Annotated in this window: 11 protein-coding genes; 2 read left to right on the forward strand and 9 right to left on the reverse strand. The window is 64.4% G+C overall.

What is annotated here, in order from left to right; genetic code table 11:
• Positions 1–38: 38 nt before the first annotated feature.
• Positions 39–4,391, reverse strand: coding sequence for a non-ribosomal peptide synthetase (locus tag CH274_RS22655; protein WP_256993671.1), 4,353 nt, complete (start codon positions 4,389–4,391; stop codon positions 39–41).
• Between the two features lie 189 nt (positions 4,392–4,580).
• Between CH274_RS22655 and CH274_RS22660 the strand changes: the two genes are divergently transcribed.
• Complete coding sequence (locus CH274_RS22660) at positions 4,581–5,237, forward strand: pyridoxamine 5'-phosphate oxidase family protein (protein WP_094659156.1); 657 nt, start codon at positions 4,581–4,583, stop codon at positions 5,235–5,237.
• Here the strand turns inward: CH274_RS22660 and tgt are convergent.
• The 7 genes from tgt to CH274_RS22695 all read right to left on the reverse strand — a co-directional run bounded on the left by tgt (position 5,191) and on the right by CH274_RS22695 (position 14,451).
• Positions 5,191–6,429 carry a tRNA guanosine(34) transglycosylase Tgt gene (gene tgt, locus CH274_RS22665; RefSeq protein ID WP_094658992.1) on the reverse strand — a complete coding sequence of 413 codons (1,239 nt, stop codon included), beginning with the start codon at positions 6,427–6,429 and terminating at the stop codon, positions 5,191–5,193. The two genes, CH274_RS22660 and tgt, sit on opposite strands and share 47 nt — an antisense overlap.
• Positions 6,430–6,516: 87 nt before the next feature.
• A complete protein-coding gene (locus CH274_RS22670) occupies positions 6,517–8,451 on the reverse strand; it encodes an ABC transporter ATP-binding protein (protein ID WP_306436614.1) in 1,935 nt (644 codons plus the stop codon).
• An 8-nt stretch (positions 8,452–8,459) separates the two neighbouring features.
• The gene (locus CH274_RS22675; protein WP_094658994.1) at positions 8,460–10,190 is read right to left on the reverse strand and encodes an ABC transporter ATP-binding protein; all 1,731 of its coding nucleotides are present in this window, start codon (positions 10,188–10,190) and stop codon (positions 8,460–8,462) included.
• Between the two features lie 88 nt (positions 10,191–10,278).
• Positions 10,279–12,570 carry an MMPL family transporter gene (locus CH274_RS22680; protein ID WP_094658995.1) on the reverse strand — a complete coding sequence of 764 codons (2,292 nt, stop codon included), beginning with the start codon at positions 12,568–12,570 and terminating at the stop codon, positions 10,279–10,281.
• 2 nt (positions 12,571–12,572) lie between these two features.
• The gene (locus tag CH274_RS22685) at positions 12,573–13,211 is read right to left on the reverse strand and encodes a TetR/AcrR family transcriptional regulator (RefSeq protein WP_094632062.1); all 639 of its coding nucleotides are present in this window, start codon (positions 13,209–13,211) and stop codon (positions 12,573–12,575) included.
• Between the two features lie 86 nt (positions 13,212–13,297).
• Positions 13,298–13,756 carry an RrF2 family transcriptional regulator gene (locus CH274_RS22690; protein ID WP_032395344.1) on the reverse strand — a complete coding sequence of 153 codons (459 nt, stop codon included), beginning with the start codon at positions 13,754–13,756 and terminating at the stop codon, positions 13,298–13,300.
• A 59-nt stretch (positions 13,757–13,815) separates the two neighbouring features.
• Positions 13,816–14,451: an SOUL family heme-binding protein gene (locus tag CH274_RS22695; RefSeq protein WP_094658996.1), complete on the reverse strand. Its 636-nt coding sequence runs from the start codon at positions 14,449–14,451 to the stop codon at positions 13,816–13,818.
• 114 nt (positions 14,452–14,565) lie between these two features.
• On the opposite strand from CH274_RS22695, the gene CH274_RS22700 reads away from it, so the two are divergent.
• A complete protein-coding gene (locus CH274_RS22700) occupies positions 14,566–15,471 on the forward strand; it encodes a sterol desaturase family protein (protein WP_094658997.1) in 906 nt (301 codons plus the stop codon).
• Here the strand turns inward: CH274_RS22700 and CH274_RS22705 are convergent.
• The gene (locus CH274_RS22705) at positions 15,452–16,141 is read right to left on the reverse strand and encodes a YceI family protein (RefSeq protein WP_032395347.1); all 690 of its coding nucleotides are present in this window, start codon (positions 16,139–16,141) and stop codon (positions 15,452–15,454) included. The genes CH274_RS22700 and CH274_RS22705 overlap by 20 nt on opposite strands.
• Positions 16,142–16,224: the final 83 nt, after the last annotated feature.

A 16,224-nucleotide genomic window follows, 5' to 3' on the forward strand; every position in this document is an offset into this window, starting at 1 on the left:
CACCTCACGCACCGCACATGCTACACACCGTGTAGTAACTACGTCGGCGGTTCGATCGCGAGCAGATCCCGCCACGCCGAGTCCGGAGCTGCGATCATCGCGTGCACGATCCGCTCGAAACACCGGCTCAACTTCAGCGCGGTATCGGCGTCGAACAGTGTTGTGGGATAGACGATATCGACCGAACTCTCGATAGCCTCACCTTCACTGTGTCGATGTTCGGTGACGTGGAAGTGAAGGTCGCACTTGGCGATGTCGAGGGGCCGCGGCGTGATCTCGAATCGCACGTCCCCGACGTCGAAGGCTGCGGCGGTGAAGACATCCAACGACAGTGCCACCTGGAAGATCGGGTGCCGCGCCTCCGTCGACTGGGCACCGAGGTGGGCGACGACGTCCTCGAACGGTACCGATGCGTGGTCGAAGGCACGCAGTTCACTGACCCGAGCCGACTGCACAACGTCCTCGACGCTCGTTGCGGACCCGATGTCCGTCCGTATCGCAACGGTATTGGTGAAGGTACCGACCAGCTGCTCGAGTCTCGGGTCGTCGCGACCGGCCACCGGGGTTCCGACGACGAGGTCGGTCGATTTCGTCGTCCCTGCGAGCAAGATCAACAGCGCCGCACGAAGCACGGTGAATCGGCCTGTCCCGCAACGTTGCGCCAGATTCGACATTCTCTCGGTGGCGTCTGCATCGAAACGAAGCGACGTGCGGGAGCCGGTGAAGTCCCATTCCTGCCTGCGCGGTCGGTCCAACGGCAAGCCTCCCGAGCCGGGCATGTCTGCCAGTTCCGTGCGCCAGAAGTCGAGATCGGCCGACACGTCGCGGTCGGCGGCCCAGACGCTGTAATCGGCGTACTGCAGCGGTAGTTCGGGCCACGACGGTGCGGTGCCCGCGATCCTGGCGTGATACGCCAGGACGAAATCCGACGCCAACAGCCCCAGCGACCAACCGTCCGCCGCACTGTGGTGAACGGCGCACGCGAGTACATGGCGGTCGGGCGCAACCGCGAACAGGCGAGCCCGGATCGGGAACTCGGTGCGCACGTCGAAGGGGTGCTCGAGCGTCTGCACCACCGCGTGGTCATCGAAGTCGACAACATCGAGGTTCGGTACAGCCTTCGCCGAATCCGGCTCGACAACCTGCACCGAAACCCCGTCGACATCCGGGTAGTGCGTCCGCAGGGTGTGGTGCCGATCGATCAGGTCGGTCATCGCTTGTGAGGCTGCTGCTGCGTGGAACTCCCCGGAAATCGTGACCGTGAACGGCAGGTTGGATACTGGAAGCCGTGCGCTTCGATCGATGTGGCGTTGCTGCGGAGCGAGCGGAATTGCAACTACGCCCTCCGCCATTCCGCGTTCGGGCCGCGAATTTTGTTGCCGCCCAACCAGACGACGCTCGTCTATTCGTGCCGCCAAGGCCTGAACGGACGGGGCCTCGGCGAGGTCTCGCACACCGATCTCGACCGAAGCCTCGGCCCGCACCGATCCGACGACTCTGGTCGCCGCCAACGAGTCACCTCCGAGATCGAAGAACGATGCCACGCAATCGATACCGTCGCGGCCGAGGATCCGTGCGAACGCTGCCGCCACCATTTCCTCGGTGGCACCGGACGGCTCGATCGGAGTACCGGTCGACCGAGCGGTCGGGCTGGGAACAGGGAGTGCGCCGCGATCGACCTTGCGATTGAGCGTCAGCGGAATCTCGTCGAGGATCGAGATGGTCGCCGGCACCATGTGGGCAGGCAATCGCCCCGCGAGATCCCGGCGAATGCGTTCGGTGTCGAGCACCTGTTCGCTGCGGCCGGCCACGACGTAACCGTCGATACGGGCGTCCCCGGTACGGCTGCGTCGCAGAGCCGATGACGCTGCAGCAACCTCGGGAAGCGATCGTAGCGCTGCGTCGATCTCCCCCAGTTCGACGCGATTTCCTCGAATCTTGATCTGATCGTCGGAGCGGCCGAGGAATTCCAGCGTCCCGTCGCCGCGCAGACGCGCCCGATCTCCGCTGCGGAACATCCGCAGTCCTGCACTGCTGAACGGGTTCGCGACGAAGCGCGCCGCTGTATCCGGCGTGCGACCGAGGTATCCGCGCGCGACGCCGAGGGTCTCGATGTAGATCTCGCCGACCGCCCCCGACGGAACGGGCCGCAGAGTTCGATCGAGGAGGTGAATCACCGCCCCCACCATGGCTCGACCGATTCCGTCCGCGCTGCCCGGGTTCAGTGGCGCCGTCATGGTGACACTGCAGGTCGTCTCGGTGGGGCCGTACGCGTTGAGCAGTCGTCGATCCACCGACCAGCGGTCGACCGTATCCTGCGGGGCCGCTTCACCGCCGATGACGATGGTCCCGACGCCCGCCAGTGCTGCGGGATCCAGCGTCGCCAGTGCGGAGGGTGTGATCAGCAGATGTGTAATTGCTTGCCGGGCAATCAGTTCCGACAGTTCTGCGCCGCCGTAGCTGTCCGGCGGCGCGATCACCACTGCCGCGCCTGCGGTCGCTGCGGCCAACACTTCGACGATGGCCGTGTCGAATCCGGGCGAGGCCAGATGACAGACTCGTGACTCGACGTCGAGGTCGTAGCTGCTCCGAATCTGTTGCACCAGAGCGGCGATGCCATCGTGGGTGACGACGACGCCCTTGGGAGTGCCGGTGGAGCCGGAGGTGTAGATGACGTATGCCGCTCGGTGCGGTGCCGTCGGCGTGGATTCATCGCCCGGGCCACCCTCCGCGAGAACATCATCGAGGTCCAACCACTCCACCTCACCGAACTGGCCGCCTCCGCTGCACAGGCCCACCACCGCTCCGCTGTCTCGCATCACGAACTCCGCACGCTCGCGGGGGTGGCTGGGGTCTACCGGGACGTACACCGCACCCACTCGTGCGATCGCCCAGAACGCGACGACTCCCTCGACGGATCGGCCGATGCGCACGGCGACCCGGTCCTCGGTGCCGATTCCTCGGGCAGTCAATGCGGATGCGAGTGCGGCGACTCTCGTGTCCAACTCTGCGTAGGTGACCGACACCTCCCCATCCTGGATCGCAATTCGGTTGCCGTGCTGCGTGATTACCGTCGAGAACACGTCGTTCAGCGATCCCGGCTCCGTCGAGGCGGCACCGACCGACGCGGGTGTCGCACGCGGCTCCTCCGGCAAGAACAGGTCCAGGTCCGCCACCGCCGTGTCCCCGCAGCCGGAGTCGGCGAAAAGGTCGAGGAAACGCAGGAACCGTTCGTGGCGGCGAGCGAGGTCACTCGGTGTGTAGACGTTCGAGTTGGCCTCGAAGGCGATGCGCGGCCGCTCTCCACCTCGACCGGGATAGATGTTGACGGCGAGGTCCGACACCGGGCCGGTGGTCAGAATGTCGATCTCACCGTCGAAGTCGCCGACGGCCACAGTGTTCGCGAACATCATCACGTTGATCGTCGGCCCGAAACGCCCTGCGCGCACTGCATGTCCACTCTCGGACACCGGTGGTCGGCTGCGCTGATGCCGAAGTACGGCTCCGATCGCCACCTCGGCCGACTTGACCACGTTGTTCACCGTCGCCGATCCGACGCCCGGCAACCGCAACGGCACCACATGAGACAACGACGACCCGGCCCGACGCAGCAGTGCTGTGGGCCGCGCAGAGACCGGCAACGACAGATCCACGTCGTCGGTGTCGTTCATGCGCGCCAGGTACGCGGCGAACGCTGCGATCACCACTGTCGAGGTCGCATGACCGGGACCGGCGAGGGAGATCGATCGATCCTCCCCGACGACGATCGGCACCGACGCAGGCTGAGCACCTCGGCCCCAGGGCGCGACATGGCCCAGATCGACGCATTCCCAATGCGCGCGATCGCGTCGCGCGCGGGCGGATGCGCGGTAGCGCTCGTCCTCGGCCAGGAGGGCAGCCGGTGAAGTGTGATTCATCGGCTCGGGCTCGACGCCACAAGACGCGGCCGCATACAGAGCAGCCGCCCGCTCGAGCACCTTCATCGAGGCATAGCCGTCGAGCGCGATGTGGTGGGCTCTGGTGTACCAGAAAACGCGATCGTCCCCGACGCGGAGGACGCGCAAGCGCACCAGCTGTCCGTCCATCGAGAAGGGCGTGCGGCAATCGTCGTCCATCCACCTCCTGGCGGCATCGGCCGGACGGTCGTGTCCGCGGAAATCGAGGATCTCTACCGCCTCGGTCTCCCGAGGCTCGAATCGCTGCATCGGAGTGCCGTCGACCTCGATGATGCGCATCGTCGACGACGAGAACTCTCGATGTGCCCTGCCGCCACAGCCGGCCAACGCGTCGACGTCGACGGCACCGACGATGTCGACGTAGTAGGCAATGGTGAAGGGCACGTCGGGCATGAACTGTTGGGCAATCCAGATGTCGGCCTGGGACGAACTCACAGGTAAGGCGTCGTCGAACATGCTGGTCCCCCCAGGGCGATTCTATTACTACACAGTTGGTAGTAATAGGCTACCTCGCCGGTTCGGTGAGGCACCGTCGCGAACGTGATCCACCACCGTGGGGCCGGGAAACGCGCGGATTGACCTAAGGTGACACCCGTGCCGCAGAGCAACCACTATCACCATTTGATGTTCGGCCCTGCCGCGATTGCGCGGCAGAAGGTCGACGGCAGCTACACCGCCTACGGCTCGCAGACCGAGCGTCCCGACGACGGCCCGACGCCTCTCGACACTCGCGAGAAGGCCATGATTCGCGCGTTGGATCAGTTCCAGATCGCCACCGTCGCCGAGACCGGGTGGCCCTACATCCAGTATCGAAGTGGACCGAAGGGCTTTCTGCAGGTCCTCGACGATCACACGCTCGGCTTCGCCGACTTCGCCGGAAACCACCAGTACGTCACGGCGGCCAATCTCGACCACGATGACCGCGTCGCACTGTTTCTGGTGAATTACCCTCTGCGGCAACGTCTCAAGCTCTACGGGCGGGCCCGTACCGTCGAAGCGGCGGACAATCCCGAACTGTTGTACCGACTGAGAAGGATCGGCGACACGACCGTCGCCGCCACGTGCGAACGCAGCGTCGTCATCGACGTCGAGGCCTTCGACTGGAACTGCACCCGCAGCATCATTCCCCGCTACGACGCGAACTACCTCGCGGAGCTGTCCGAGGTGTATCAGCGTAAGGCAGTCGAGCGGGAACAGGAACTGCTACAGCGTATTTCGGAGCTGGAAGATCAGCTCACGCACTCTTCGCAGCATAGAACCGACCCAGAAACTCCGTCCTGAATTCGGCGAAGCGCCCCTGCTCGATCGAGGCACGAATGTCGTCGACCAGTTTGACCGTGAAGCGCTCGTTGTGGATGGTGCACAGCGTCGAGGCGAGCATCTCCTTGGCCTTGAACAGGTGATGGATGTACGCCTTGGTGTAGTGCGCGCAGGTGTAGCAGTCGCAGCTGTCGTCGATCGGGGTGAAGTCGCGTCGATGCTTGGCGGTGTTGATGTTGAAACGGCCCGTCGGCACGTAGATCGCCGCATTGCGCGCCACCCGTGAGGGATTGACGCAATCGAAGGTGTCGGCACCGTTCTCGATGGCCGTGAAGAAGTCGTCCGGCTCGCTGATGCCGAGCATGTGACGCGGCTTGTGCTCGGGCAGTTCCTCGTTCACCCACCGGGTGATGGTGCCGAGGTTCTGCTTCTCGAGTGCGCCGCCGATTCCGTAGCCGTCGAAGCCTCTGCCGGTCTCTCCGGTGATGGTCTCGAGATCGTGTGCAGCCTTGCGGCGTAGATCCTCGTACTGCGCTCCCTGCACCACTCCGAACAGGGCCTGGTACGGCTTGTCGGCGCGCTCGACCGTGAGCCGTTCGTGTTCGAGGACGCACCGCTCGGCCCACGCCTGCGTCCGATCGACCGACTTCTCCTGGTAACCACGGGTATTCATCAGCGTCGTCAGTTCGTCGAACGCGAACATGATGTCGGCACCGAGGCGATGCTGAATCTGCATCGACACCTCGGGGGTGAAGCGATGCTTGGAGCCGTCGAGGTGGGACTTGAACGTCACCCCGTCGTCGTCGACATGCGCGAGGCGTTCCTTGCCCTCGGCGATGACGTCGTCGGACTCCACCCGCGAGGCGTCCATCGAGATGACCTTCTTGAAGCCGACGCCGAGCGACATCACCTGGAATCCGCCGCTGTCGGTGAACGTCGGCCCGTCCCAGTTCATGAACTTACCCAGCCCACCCGCCTCGTCGACGATGTCCGAGCCCGGCTGCAGATACAGGTGGTACGCATTGGCGAGCACCGCCTGCGCGCCGAGTTCCTTCATCGCCTCCGGCAGCACTGCTTTGACGGTCGCCTTGGTACCCACCGCGATGAACGCGGGGGTGGCGATGTCACCGTGCGGGGTGTGGATGGTGCCGGTACGACCGAGCTCACCGTCGAGCCGGGTGCCGATATCGAAGCCGAAACTGGAGGAACTCACCGCGTCAGTATGCCGCTCCGCGGCTTGTGAGTGGAAATTCGTAGCCTGCTACGAGGCAGGAGTGGAGCCTGCGGAACGACCGGTGAATCAGCCGTGCACCTGCGGCGCAGCCGCTCCAGCCGCATTCAGCCGGAAGTAGGCACCCCTGGCCGCGAGCAGTTCCTCGTGATTGCCCTGCTCGACGATGCTGCCGTTCTCCATCACCACGATGGTGTCCGCGTCGCGGATTGTGGAAAGCCGATGCGCGATAACGAAACTGGTGCGATCGGTGCGCAGCTTCGCGGTGGCCTTCTGCACCAGCAGTTCGGTGCGGGTGTCGACGGAGCTCGTGGCCTCGTCGAGGATGAGGATCAGCGGCTTGGCCAGGAAGGCGCGGGCAATGGTGATGAGCTGCTTCTCACCGGCGCTGACGTTGTTGCCTTCCTCGTCGATGATCGTGTCGTAGCCGTCGGGCAACGAGTGCACGAATCGGTCGACGTAGCTCACCCGCGCGGCCTCGAGTATTTCTTCTTCGCTGGCACTCGGGTCGCCGTAGGCGATGTTGTCGCGAATGGTTCCGCCGAACAGCCAGGTGTCCTGCAGCACCATTCCGGTACGGGCGCGCAGCTCTTCGCGGGTCATCTTCATGGTGTCGACGCCGTCGAGGGTGATACGGCCGGAATCGATCTCGTAGAAACGCATGATCAGGTTCACCAGCGTGGTCTTGCCAGCACCGGTCGGTCCGACGATCGCGACCAGATGCCCTGGATCGGCAACCAGCGACAGGTTCTCGATCAGCGGGCGGTCGGGCGAGTAGCCGAACGAGACGTTCTCGAATTCGACGCGTCCTCGGCGCTGAGTGGGTCGAACGGCATCGGCCGGGTCCGCGTCCTCTTCCTCGGCGTCGAGCACCTCGAAGATGCGCTCGGCCGACGCCACACCCGACTGCACCAGGTTGACCATCGAACCCACCTGGGTGAGCGGTTGCGTGAATTGACGCGAGTACTGGATGAACGCCTGCACCTCACCGAGCGTGAGCGTGCCCGACGCGACCCGCAGCCCGCCGACGACGGCGATGACAACGTAGTTGATGTTCCCGAGGAACATGATGACGGGCATGATCATGCCGGAGATGAACTGCGCCCGGAAGCTCGATTGGAACAGCTTCTCGTTGCGGTCGCCGAATTCGCGTTCCACGTCGGCCTGACGGCCGAAGGCCTTGACGATCTCGTGGCCCGTGTAGGTCTCTTCGATCTGCGCGTTGAGCTTGCCGGTGTGCTTCCACTGCGCGACGAAGTGCGGCTGTGAACGCTTGGCGATGACGGCGGTGACCGCGAACGACGCCGGAATGGTCAGCACCGCAACGAGAGCGAGCAACGGCGAGATCCAGATCATGACGCCGAGGATGCCCAGGACGGTGAGGATGCCGGTGATCAATTGGCTCAGCGTCTGCTGCAGGCTGGTCGAGACGTTGTCGATGTCGTTGGTGACGCGGCTCAGCGTCTCGCCGCGAGCATTGTTGTCGAAGTACTTCAGCGGCAGTCGATGCACCTTCGCTTCGACGCTGCCGCGCAGCAACAGGATTCGACGCTGCAGCGCGATGTTGAGGATGTATCCCTGCGCCCAGGCCAGCACCGCAGAGAGCACATACAGAACCAGGACCCACATCAGTACGGTTCCGACTGCACCGAAGTCGATTCCGGCTCCGGGAGTCAGGTTCGTGCCGGACACCAGATCCGCGATGGAGTCGTTGCCTTGGGCGCGCAGCTGGTCGATGGCCTGGTCTCTGGTCTGACCCGGATCGAGCTCGCGGCCGACGACGCCGTTGAAGATGAGGTCGGTCGCGTGTCCGAGGACGCTGGGCGCGGCGACGGTGAGCACGGTGCTGGCGATACCGAACGCCAGCATGATCGACAGGAGCACTCGCTCGGGAGCGAGCAGGCCGATCAGTCGTTTGAACGAGCCCTTGAAGTTGCGGGCCTTGGTTCCCGGCTTCACAGTCTTGGAGACGGGAGCGATGTCCTCCTCTTCCGCCTTCTCCACCTGCGCGGTCACAGTGCACCCACGGCGTGCTGCGAGTCGACGATCTCGGCGTAGGTGGGGCAATCTGCCATCAATTGGTCGTGGGTACCCACACCTACCGGCTTTCCGTCGTCGAGTACGAGTATCTGATCGGCGTCGATGATGGTCGAGACGCGTTGAGCGACAACGATCATGCACGCATCTCGCGTCACCGGCCTCAGGGCTGCACGCAGATTGGCGTCGGTGGTGAGGTCCAGCGCGGAGAACGAGTCGTCGAACAGATAGATGCTGGGTTTGCGGACCAACGCCCGGGCGATGGCGAGGCGTTGCCGCTGACCGCCGGAGACCGTCGTACCGCCCTGCGCGACGGGTGTTTCCAGTCCCTCGGGCATGGCCCGAACGAAGTCGGCGCCCTGGGCGATCTCGAGTGCCTCCCACAGTTCGGCGTCGGTGGCGTCGGATTTGCCGTAACGCAGGTTGCTCGCGATGGTGCCCGAGAACAGGTACGGCTTCTGCGGAATCAGACCGATCTCCGAGCGCAGCAGGTCCAGATCGAGTTCACGAATGTCGACTCCGCCGACGCGTACCTCACCGCCGGTGACGTCGATCAGTCGCGGAATCAGGTTGACGAGAGTGGACTTTCCGGAGCCGGTACCGCCGATGATGGCGGTGACCTTGCCGGCCTCGGCCCGCAGGTTCACCCCGCACAGCACCGGATATTCGGCTCCGGGGAAGGAGAATTCGGCGTTGACGAGCTCGACCGTTCCCGGCGAGGACGTGAACGTCTTCGGCTTGTCGGGCAGCACGACCGAGGATTCGGTGGCGAGTACCTCGCTGATGCGGTCGGCGCACACCGACGCACGGGGCACCATCATCGCGATGAACGACGCCATCATCACCGACATGAGGATCAGCATGATGTAGCTCAGAAGTGCTGTGAGAGAGCCGATCTGCATCGTGCCGTCGTCGATCGCGTGGCCGCCGAACCAGATGACGGCGACGCTGGTGACGTTGCTGATGAGCATGACCGTCGGGAACATCAGGGCCATGAGCCGTCCGACGCGAAGGGCGGTATCGGTGAGCGCGCTGTTGGCCGCCCCGAAACGGTCGACCTCGAAGTCCTCGCGAACGAACGCCCGTACCACGCGGATGCCGGTGATCTGTTCACGCAGAACACGATTGACGGCATCGATGCGCTTCTGCATGGAGCGGAACGCCGGCACCATCTTGACGATGATCAGACCCATCGAGATGGCCAGACCCGGCACTGCGATGAGCAGGATCCAGGACAGCCCGAGATCCTCGCGCAGCGACATCACGATGCCGCCGACGCACATGATCGGGGCCATCACCACGATGGTGAACCCCATGACGATCACCAACTGCACCTGCTGAACGTCGTTGGTGTTGCGGGTGATCAGCGACGGCGCACCGAACTGGCCGACTTCACGGGCGGAGAACGTACCGACGCGATGCAGGATGGCACCGCGCAGGTCGCGTCCGACACCCATGGCTGCGCGCGCACCGATGAACACCGCCGCGACCGAGCTGATGATCTGCACCGCCGACACCAGCAACATGACGCCACCGGCCGAGAGGATGTAACCGGTGTCGCCGGTCGTCACACCCTTGTCGATGATGTCGGCGTTGAGACTGGGCAGGAACAGGGCTGCCAGCGTGGCGACCAATTGCAGCAGAACCAGCGCGACGATCGGCATCTTGTACGGAGCCAGATACGTGCGCAGCAGGGGAATCAGCATGATGGCCGAAGATTACTCGTACACATGGATAACAGTCTCTCCGTTTTTCGAGTGTTGCGGGTAATCTTCGGCCGACCGGCTCAGACCGTTACTCGGTCGTCTTCTCCGGTGCCGTCTTCAGCTTGGCACCTTCGATGTCGACGTTGGGCAGGATCTTGTCCAGCCACTTCGGCAGCCACCAGGCCTTGTCGCCCATCAATGCCATCACCGACGGAATCAGCACCATCCGCACGACGAACGCGTCGAAGAACACGGCCGCGGCGAGCGCGAATCCGATGGACTTGATGAACGAGTCCGGCTCGGCGATGAATGCGGCGAACACCGAGATCATGATGACCGCAGCCGAGGTGACCACGCGTGCGCCGTACTTGAACCCGTTGACGACGGCATCCTTGGCGGCGGCTCCGTGAACGAATTCCTCACGCATACGCGAGACGAGGAACACCTGGTAGTCCATCGCGAGACCGAATACCACGCCGATGAGGAAGATCGGCATGAAGCTGACGATGGGCTGCGGGTTGGAGATCAGGCCGAGGCCGCCCTCCTGGAAGATGAACACCGTGGCACCGAAGGTCGCGAGCACGCTGAGCAGGAACCCGAGCGTTGCGGTCAGCGGCACCAGGATGGAGCGGAACACGAGCATCAGCAGAACGAAGGCCAGGCCGACGACCACTGCCAGGTACGGGATCAACGCGTCCTGCAGTCGTTCGGAGACATCGAGCTCGAGTGCCGTCTGACCGGTGACTCCGTAGGAGACGCCGTCACTGGCCACCAAGCCCGGTTCGGCGTCGCGCAGATTCGCCACGAGGTTCTTCGTCTGCTCACTGTTCGGTGAGGACGATGGAGTGACCAGGATCTGTGCGGTGTCCCCGGCCTGGTTGACGGCGATGATCTGGGCGTTGGTGACGTCGGGCTCTCCGGTGATGGTCTCGACGACCTTGCCGAACGACGCCGTGCGATCGGCCTCGGCCACGCCGGAAGCGTCGGCGATGACCAGCAGCGGGCCGTTGCGTCCGGGACCGAAGCCCTCGTCGACGATGTCGTAGGCCTGACGTGCAGGCGTCGACGGGTCGGCGGTGGCGGTGGACGGCAGTGCCAGCGACAGACCGGTGGTGGGTCCTGCGATGACACCGAGCAGGACGATGCCGCCGATGAGTCCCAGCGCGGGCCTCTTGACCAGGAATCGGGCCCAGCGAAGTCCGTTGGTTGGCGTGGCGTTCGGGTCTTCCGGGTCGGTTGTGTTGACGAACTTGATCTTGCCCGCGAAGGCCTTGCCCTTGTAGAGGCCGAGCATCGCCGGCAGGAACGTCAGTGCGATCAGTACCGCGATGAACACCGCGAAACCTGCGGCGAGGCCCATCTGGGAGAGGAACGGAATCCCGACGACGCGCAGGGCAACGAGGGCGATGAGCACGGTGGCACCGGCGAACACCACAGCCGAGCCCGCGGTTCCCACGGACCGTCCGACGGCTTCCTCTCGGTCGTCCGTCAACGTCAGTTCGTGGCGATAACGGGCGAGGATGAACAGCGAGTAGTCGATCGCGACGGCCAGACCGATCATGATCGCGAGGACCGGCGTGAACGACGACAGGCTCGCGAAGCCGGACGCCGTGGTGATCGCCAGGCTCGAGATACCGATTCCGACGATGGCGGTGATCAGCGGCAGGCTGGCGGCCGCGGCGGATCCGAACATGATGAGCAGCACGACGGCGGCGACGGCCAGACCGACGATTTCCGACGTACCACCGGGCGCGACGTTCTCCTGCGCGACGGTGCCGCCGAGGAGGACGGTCAGTCCGGCGTCACGAGCGGGCTGCGCGGCCTCGTCGAGCTCGGTGCGGATCTGGTCGGTGACGTCGGCGAGTTCGACGTTGATCGGCACGGTGACCGTGCCGACGTTGCCGTTGGGGCTGAGCGGTGACGTGGCTGCCGCGTCGGCGGCCACCTGGTCGGCCGGGGTGCCCGCTTCGGTTGCCGCCTCGGTGTATCGCTCGATGATCGACTGATTGGCCGCAACCGGATTCGCCAGCGGCTGCGCACCTTCGGCGGGTTTGGCGGCGTCGATCTTCTCGATCTCGGCGATGGTTGCGTCGATCGCCGAGGTGTACTGCGGAGTGTCCAGCGTCTGCCCGTCGGGTGCCTGGAACACGTACTCGGCGCTGACGGCAGTGAGCGGGTCCTCGGCGGAGCCGAACCGCTCCGACTGCAGATCCAGCGCAGCCTGCGCGGGCGTTCCCGGGATGCTGAACGAGTTCGCGGTGGGGCCGGACAGCGTCGCTGCGCCCACTCCGGCGAGCACCAGAATCGCCAGCCACAGTCCGAGGACGATGCCCTTGCGTCGGTACGCGAATCTTCCGATTCGGTAGAGATAGGTGGCCACTGTCAAGCTCCTCGGTTGGGTTCGGACGGTTGCGGCTCGGGAAGTCCAGCGCGCAGTTGGTCAAAGGCGTCCTCGATGAGGGCCCTCGGCGTCGATGCGCCTGCAGAATCGGTGACCCAGATGTTCAGTGCTGCCGTGACGGCACCACCGACGGCCATCTGGAGCAGGTTGGGGTAGAGGTCGGTGTCGATGTCGGTACCGGTTCGCTCGGCGATGGCTTCGCCGAGTTTGCGGGTCAGCGATTGGTGCATCTCGAGCTTGCGAGCCATCAGGGCGGGGTTGGCTTCGATCAGCCGGGCAGCCGCGAAGGTGTCGTCCAGATCTCGGCCCGGGTCCGCGACGAGGTCGATTGCGATGTGCCGCAACGAGTCCCAGATCGGTTCGGTCGACGGCCTGGCGCGCAGGAGCTCGAACCATTCGAGGGCAGACACTTCGATGTGGTGAAGAACTGCTTCTTCCTTGTTGGAGAAGTAGTTGTGGAACGTGCGGGTGGAGACTCCCGCTTCGTGCGCGATGGCGTCGGCGGTGACCGCGTCGATGCCGTGCTCCTTGCCCAGACGCACGGCAGCCATGCCGAGCGCGTCGCGGGTGGCCGCCTTCTTCAGATCGCGAAGGCCCGTCGGAGAAGTCACGATTACCAACCTACGGAACTTGCACTGTTCTGCAAGTTTGCAGTGGTGTGCAATTTTGTCGATCCCGCCACAGCCGGCACCGGATGTGACTCAGGTCATCGACGCGCCCACGCGGTCGGCTCGCTGATCAGCTCTCCGACGAAGTCCGGCAGCTCGTTGTCGACGATGTCCGCCAGCGACACCGCCTCGAGCACCGCACGCAGATTGACGCGTACCGCCAGCCACACCCGGGTGAGCGGCTCGGCCGGACCGGAATACTCCGCATCCTCGGGCCGCTGACCGCGCACCGACGCCAACGGGCCTTCGACGGCCCTCATCACATCGGCAACCGAAATGTCCGACGCCTCCCGCGCCAACCAGTAACCGCCGTCGGGTCCCCTTCTGCTACACACGAGATCCGCGCGACGCAGATCCGAGAGCACCGATTCGAGAAACTTGTGCGGGATGCCCTGCGCCATGGCCAGCGCCTCGGCCTTCGCGGGCCGCTGCCCACCGACGGCAGCGAGTTCGACGAGCGTGCGAACCGCATAGTCCGCCTTGGCCGTGATGTGCACGTTCAATTCCTACCATCGCAGTAGGGAATTAGCGAGCACGTGCGGGACACCCCGACGCGTCAGGAACCGTCCGGTATCGCCACGACCACCTCGTTACGACGCAACGGCGCCAAGGTCCACGGCGGATCGTAGAACCAGGTCATCGGCTCACCCAGCATCTCGATACCCTCGGCTCGCAACGCTTCGGTCAACGCCGCGATCTGCGGTTGGACATCGCCTCGGCCGCGGCCACCGCTGAAACGCAGTACAGCGACCGTCTCCGCCGGAACCTCGGTCAACGTCACGCGGTCGTCGTCGGGCTCGGGCAGCGTGTCGATCGTCCACTCGGCAGGCATGAAGAACCGGACAACCCACCCGTCGCTGCCGGGCGTACTCGATACCGGCGCAGTCATGGCGATCTTCTGCGACCCTGCCGGCGATTGACTGACGGGAGCGGTCATCGCGACCCGTTTCTTGCCTCCGTTTCCGCCGAAGATGTAGCGAGCCAGGCGGCGGAAACCCTCCTGCCGTGCCTCTTCCTCATCGGCGTCGACGACTGTCTGCGCCGCGATGCGTGGTCGGTAACGACGGATCTCCACCGCATCGGTCAGTCGACGGCTCGTATGCGGCGGTTCCTCGGTACCGACCCGGATACCGACGACACCCAACGCCGACCCGACCACCTGTCCGATCGTGGACGCGATTTTCTGCAACAAGTCCGACTCCGCTCTCTCGGCCGATTGGTGCGCCGTCCTCCACGGTACGAGCCCTGGGGAATCCGAACAGAAAAGCGTTACACTCAACCTCTAACTGTCACGCAGGAGGTTTCGATGAGCGAGTGGATCGGTTCGGCGTGGAATGCACTCCCCGAACCGCTGCGCGATCCCGTGGCACTGGCCATTCCCGCGTTCGCACTGTTGTTGGCGATCGAGTGGATCGCGGCCGCGAAGCTCGAGGACGGTGAACGCGGCAGCTATTCCGCCAGGGATGCACGCTCGAGCCTGAGCATGGGACTGGTGTCCATCGCGACCACCACGGCATGGAAGGCGCTCGCCCTCGTCGCCTACACGGCGATCTACGTCTACGTCGCGCCGTGGCATCTTCCGGCCGACGCCTGGTACACGTGGGTGATCCTGATCCTGGGCGTCGACCTGCTCTTCTACGGATATCACCGCATCGCGCATCGGACCCGAATCATCTGGGCGACGCATCAGTCGCACCATTCGAGCGAGTACTTCAACTTCGCCGCGGCGCTGCGACAGAAGTGGAACAACAGCGGCGAGGTCATCATGTGGCTACCGCTACCCCTGTTGGGCATGCCGCCGTGGATGGTGTTCGTCGGATTCTCGATCAACCTCGTCTACCAGTTCTGGGTGCACACCGAGCGCATCGACCGGCTGCCGCGTCCGTTCGAGTACGTCTTCAACACGCCCTCGCATCACCGCGTCCATCACGGCCGCGATCCGCAGTATCTCGACAAGAACTACGGCGGCATCCTCATCATCTGGGACCGCCTGTTCGGCACCTACGCCGAGGAGGTCGAGCGCCCCAACTACGGACTCACCAAGCCCGTCGACACGTTCAACATCTGGACCCTCCAGACACACGAATACCGCAACATCGCGCGGGATGTTGCGGCATCGCGGTCATGGAAGGAGCGCGTCGGATATCTCGTCGGACCGCCGGGATGGACGCCCGAGCCCGCGCGAGAACCCGCTACTGCTGATTCAGATTGATCAGGAAATCGATGGTCCCGGACGGATCGACGGTGACGAAGCCGAGTGACGGCGGCTCGATCTGGTAGTCGGTCCACGTCGTCGGAATGGCACCCGACGCGATGAGCGTGTCGCCGGACTGCAGCACTTCCATCTCCACCGAGACCGGACGTGTCTGATCCTTGAGCGTCAACGTGCCCTCGGCGGTGACCGTCATGGTGGTGCCGTCCTTGGGCAGTGCGGACAGATCGATCGGCGAGTCGATGTTGAACGTCGCCGTCGGATAGGTCGCGGTGTCGAAGATGTTGCCGCGGAATTGACTGTCGCGACGGTCACTGTCGGTGCTGATCGAGTTGGTCATGACGACCACCTGCCCCTCGGTGAGCGTGTTGTCGGCTATGACGACGTTGCCCGCGACCTCGGTCGTCGACCCGACGACCGTGACATCGGACCCGTTCAACAACTCGTCGACGGTGTAGCCCGCGGCAGTCGTATTGGCGGCGTCGCCCGGAGTGACGATCCACCGTCCGTCGATGTCCTGTGTGGTCGCAGCCTGCGCGCCGGAGGTCGACACGGTTGCCGCCGGTGCGTCGTCGCCCTCGAACGAGGCATAGATCTTGGGGCCGAAATACAGTCCGAGCGCCACTACGACAACGACGATCGCGCCGACAATCCACCATTTCTTGGTCATGACTGCCGATGGTAGTTGCAGCTTCAAGCCTATGGGGAGTGAGCGACCTGGTAAGTCCCTGAGAGTTTTGTCCGTTTACCCCG

The sequence above is a fragment of the Rhodococcus sp. 06-418-5 genome, assembly GCF_002258285.1.
Taxonomy (GTDB): Bacteria; Actinomycetota; Actinomycetes; order Mycobacteriales; family Mycobacteriaceae; genus Rhodococcoides.

Excerpts from the sequence above, each read along its gene's own strand:
- CH274_RS22660 (WP_094659156.1), top strand. The coding sequence starts at position 4,581 with ATGTTCGGCCCTGCCGCGATTGCGCGGCAGAAGGTCGACGGCAGCTAC.
- CH274_RS22675 (WP_094658994.1), bottom strand. The coding sequence starts at position 10,190 with ATGCTGATTCCCCTGCTGCGCACGTATCTGGCTCCGTACAAGATGCCG.
- CH274_RS22700 (WP_094658997.1), top strand. The coding sequence starts at position 14,566 with ATGAGCGAGTGGATCGGTTCGGCGTGGAATGCACTCCCCGAACCGCTG.
- CH274_RS22705 (WP_032395347.1), bottom strand. The coding sequence starts at position 16,141 with ATGACCAAGAAATGGTGGATTGTCGGCGCGATCGTCGTTGTCGTAGTG.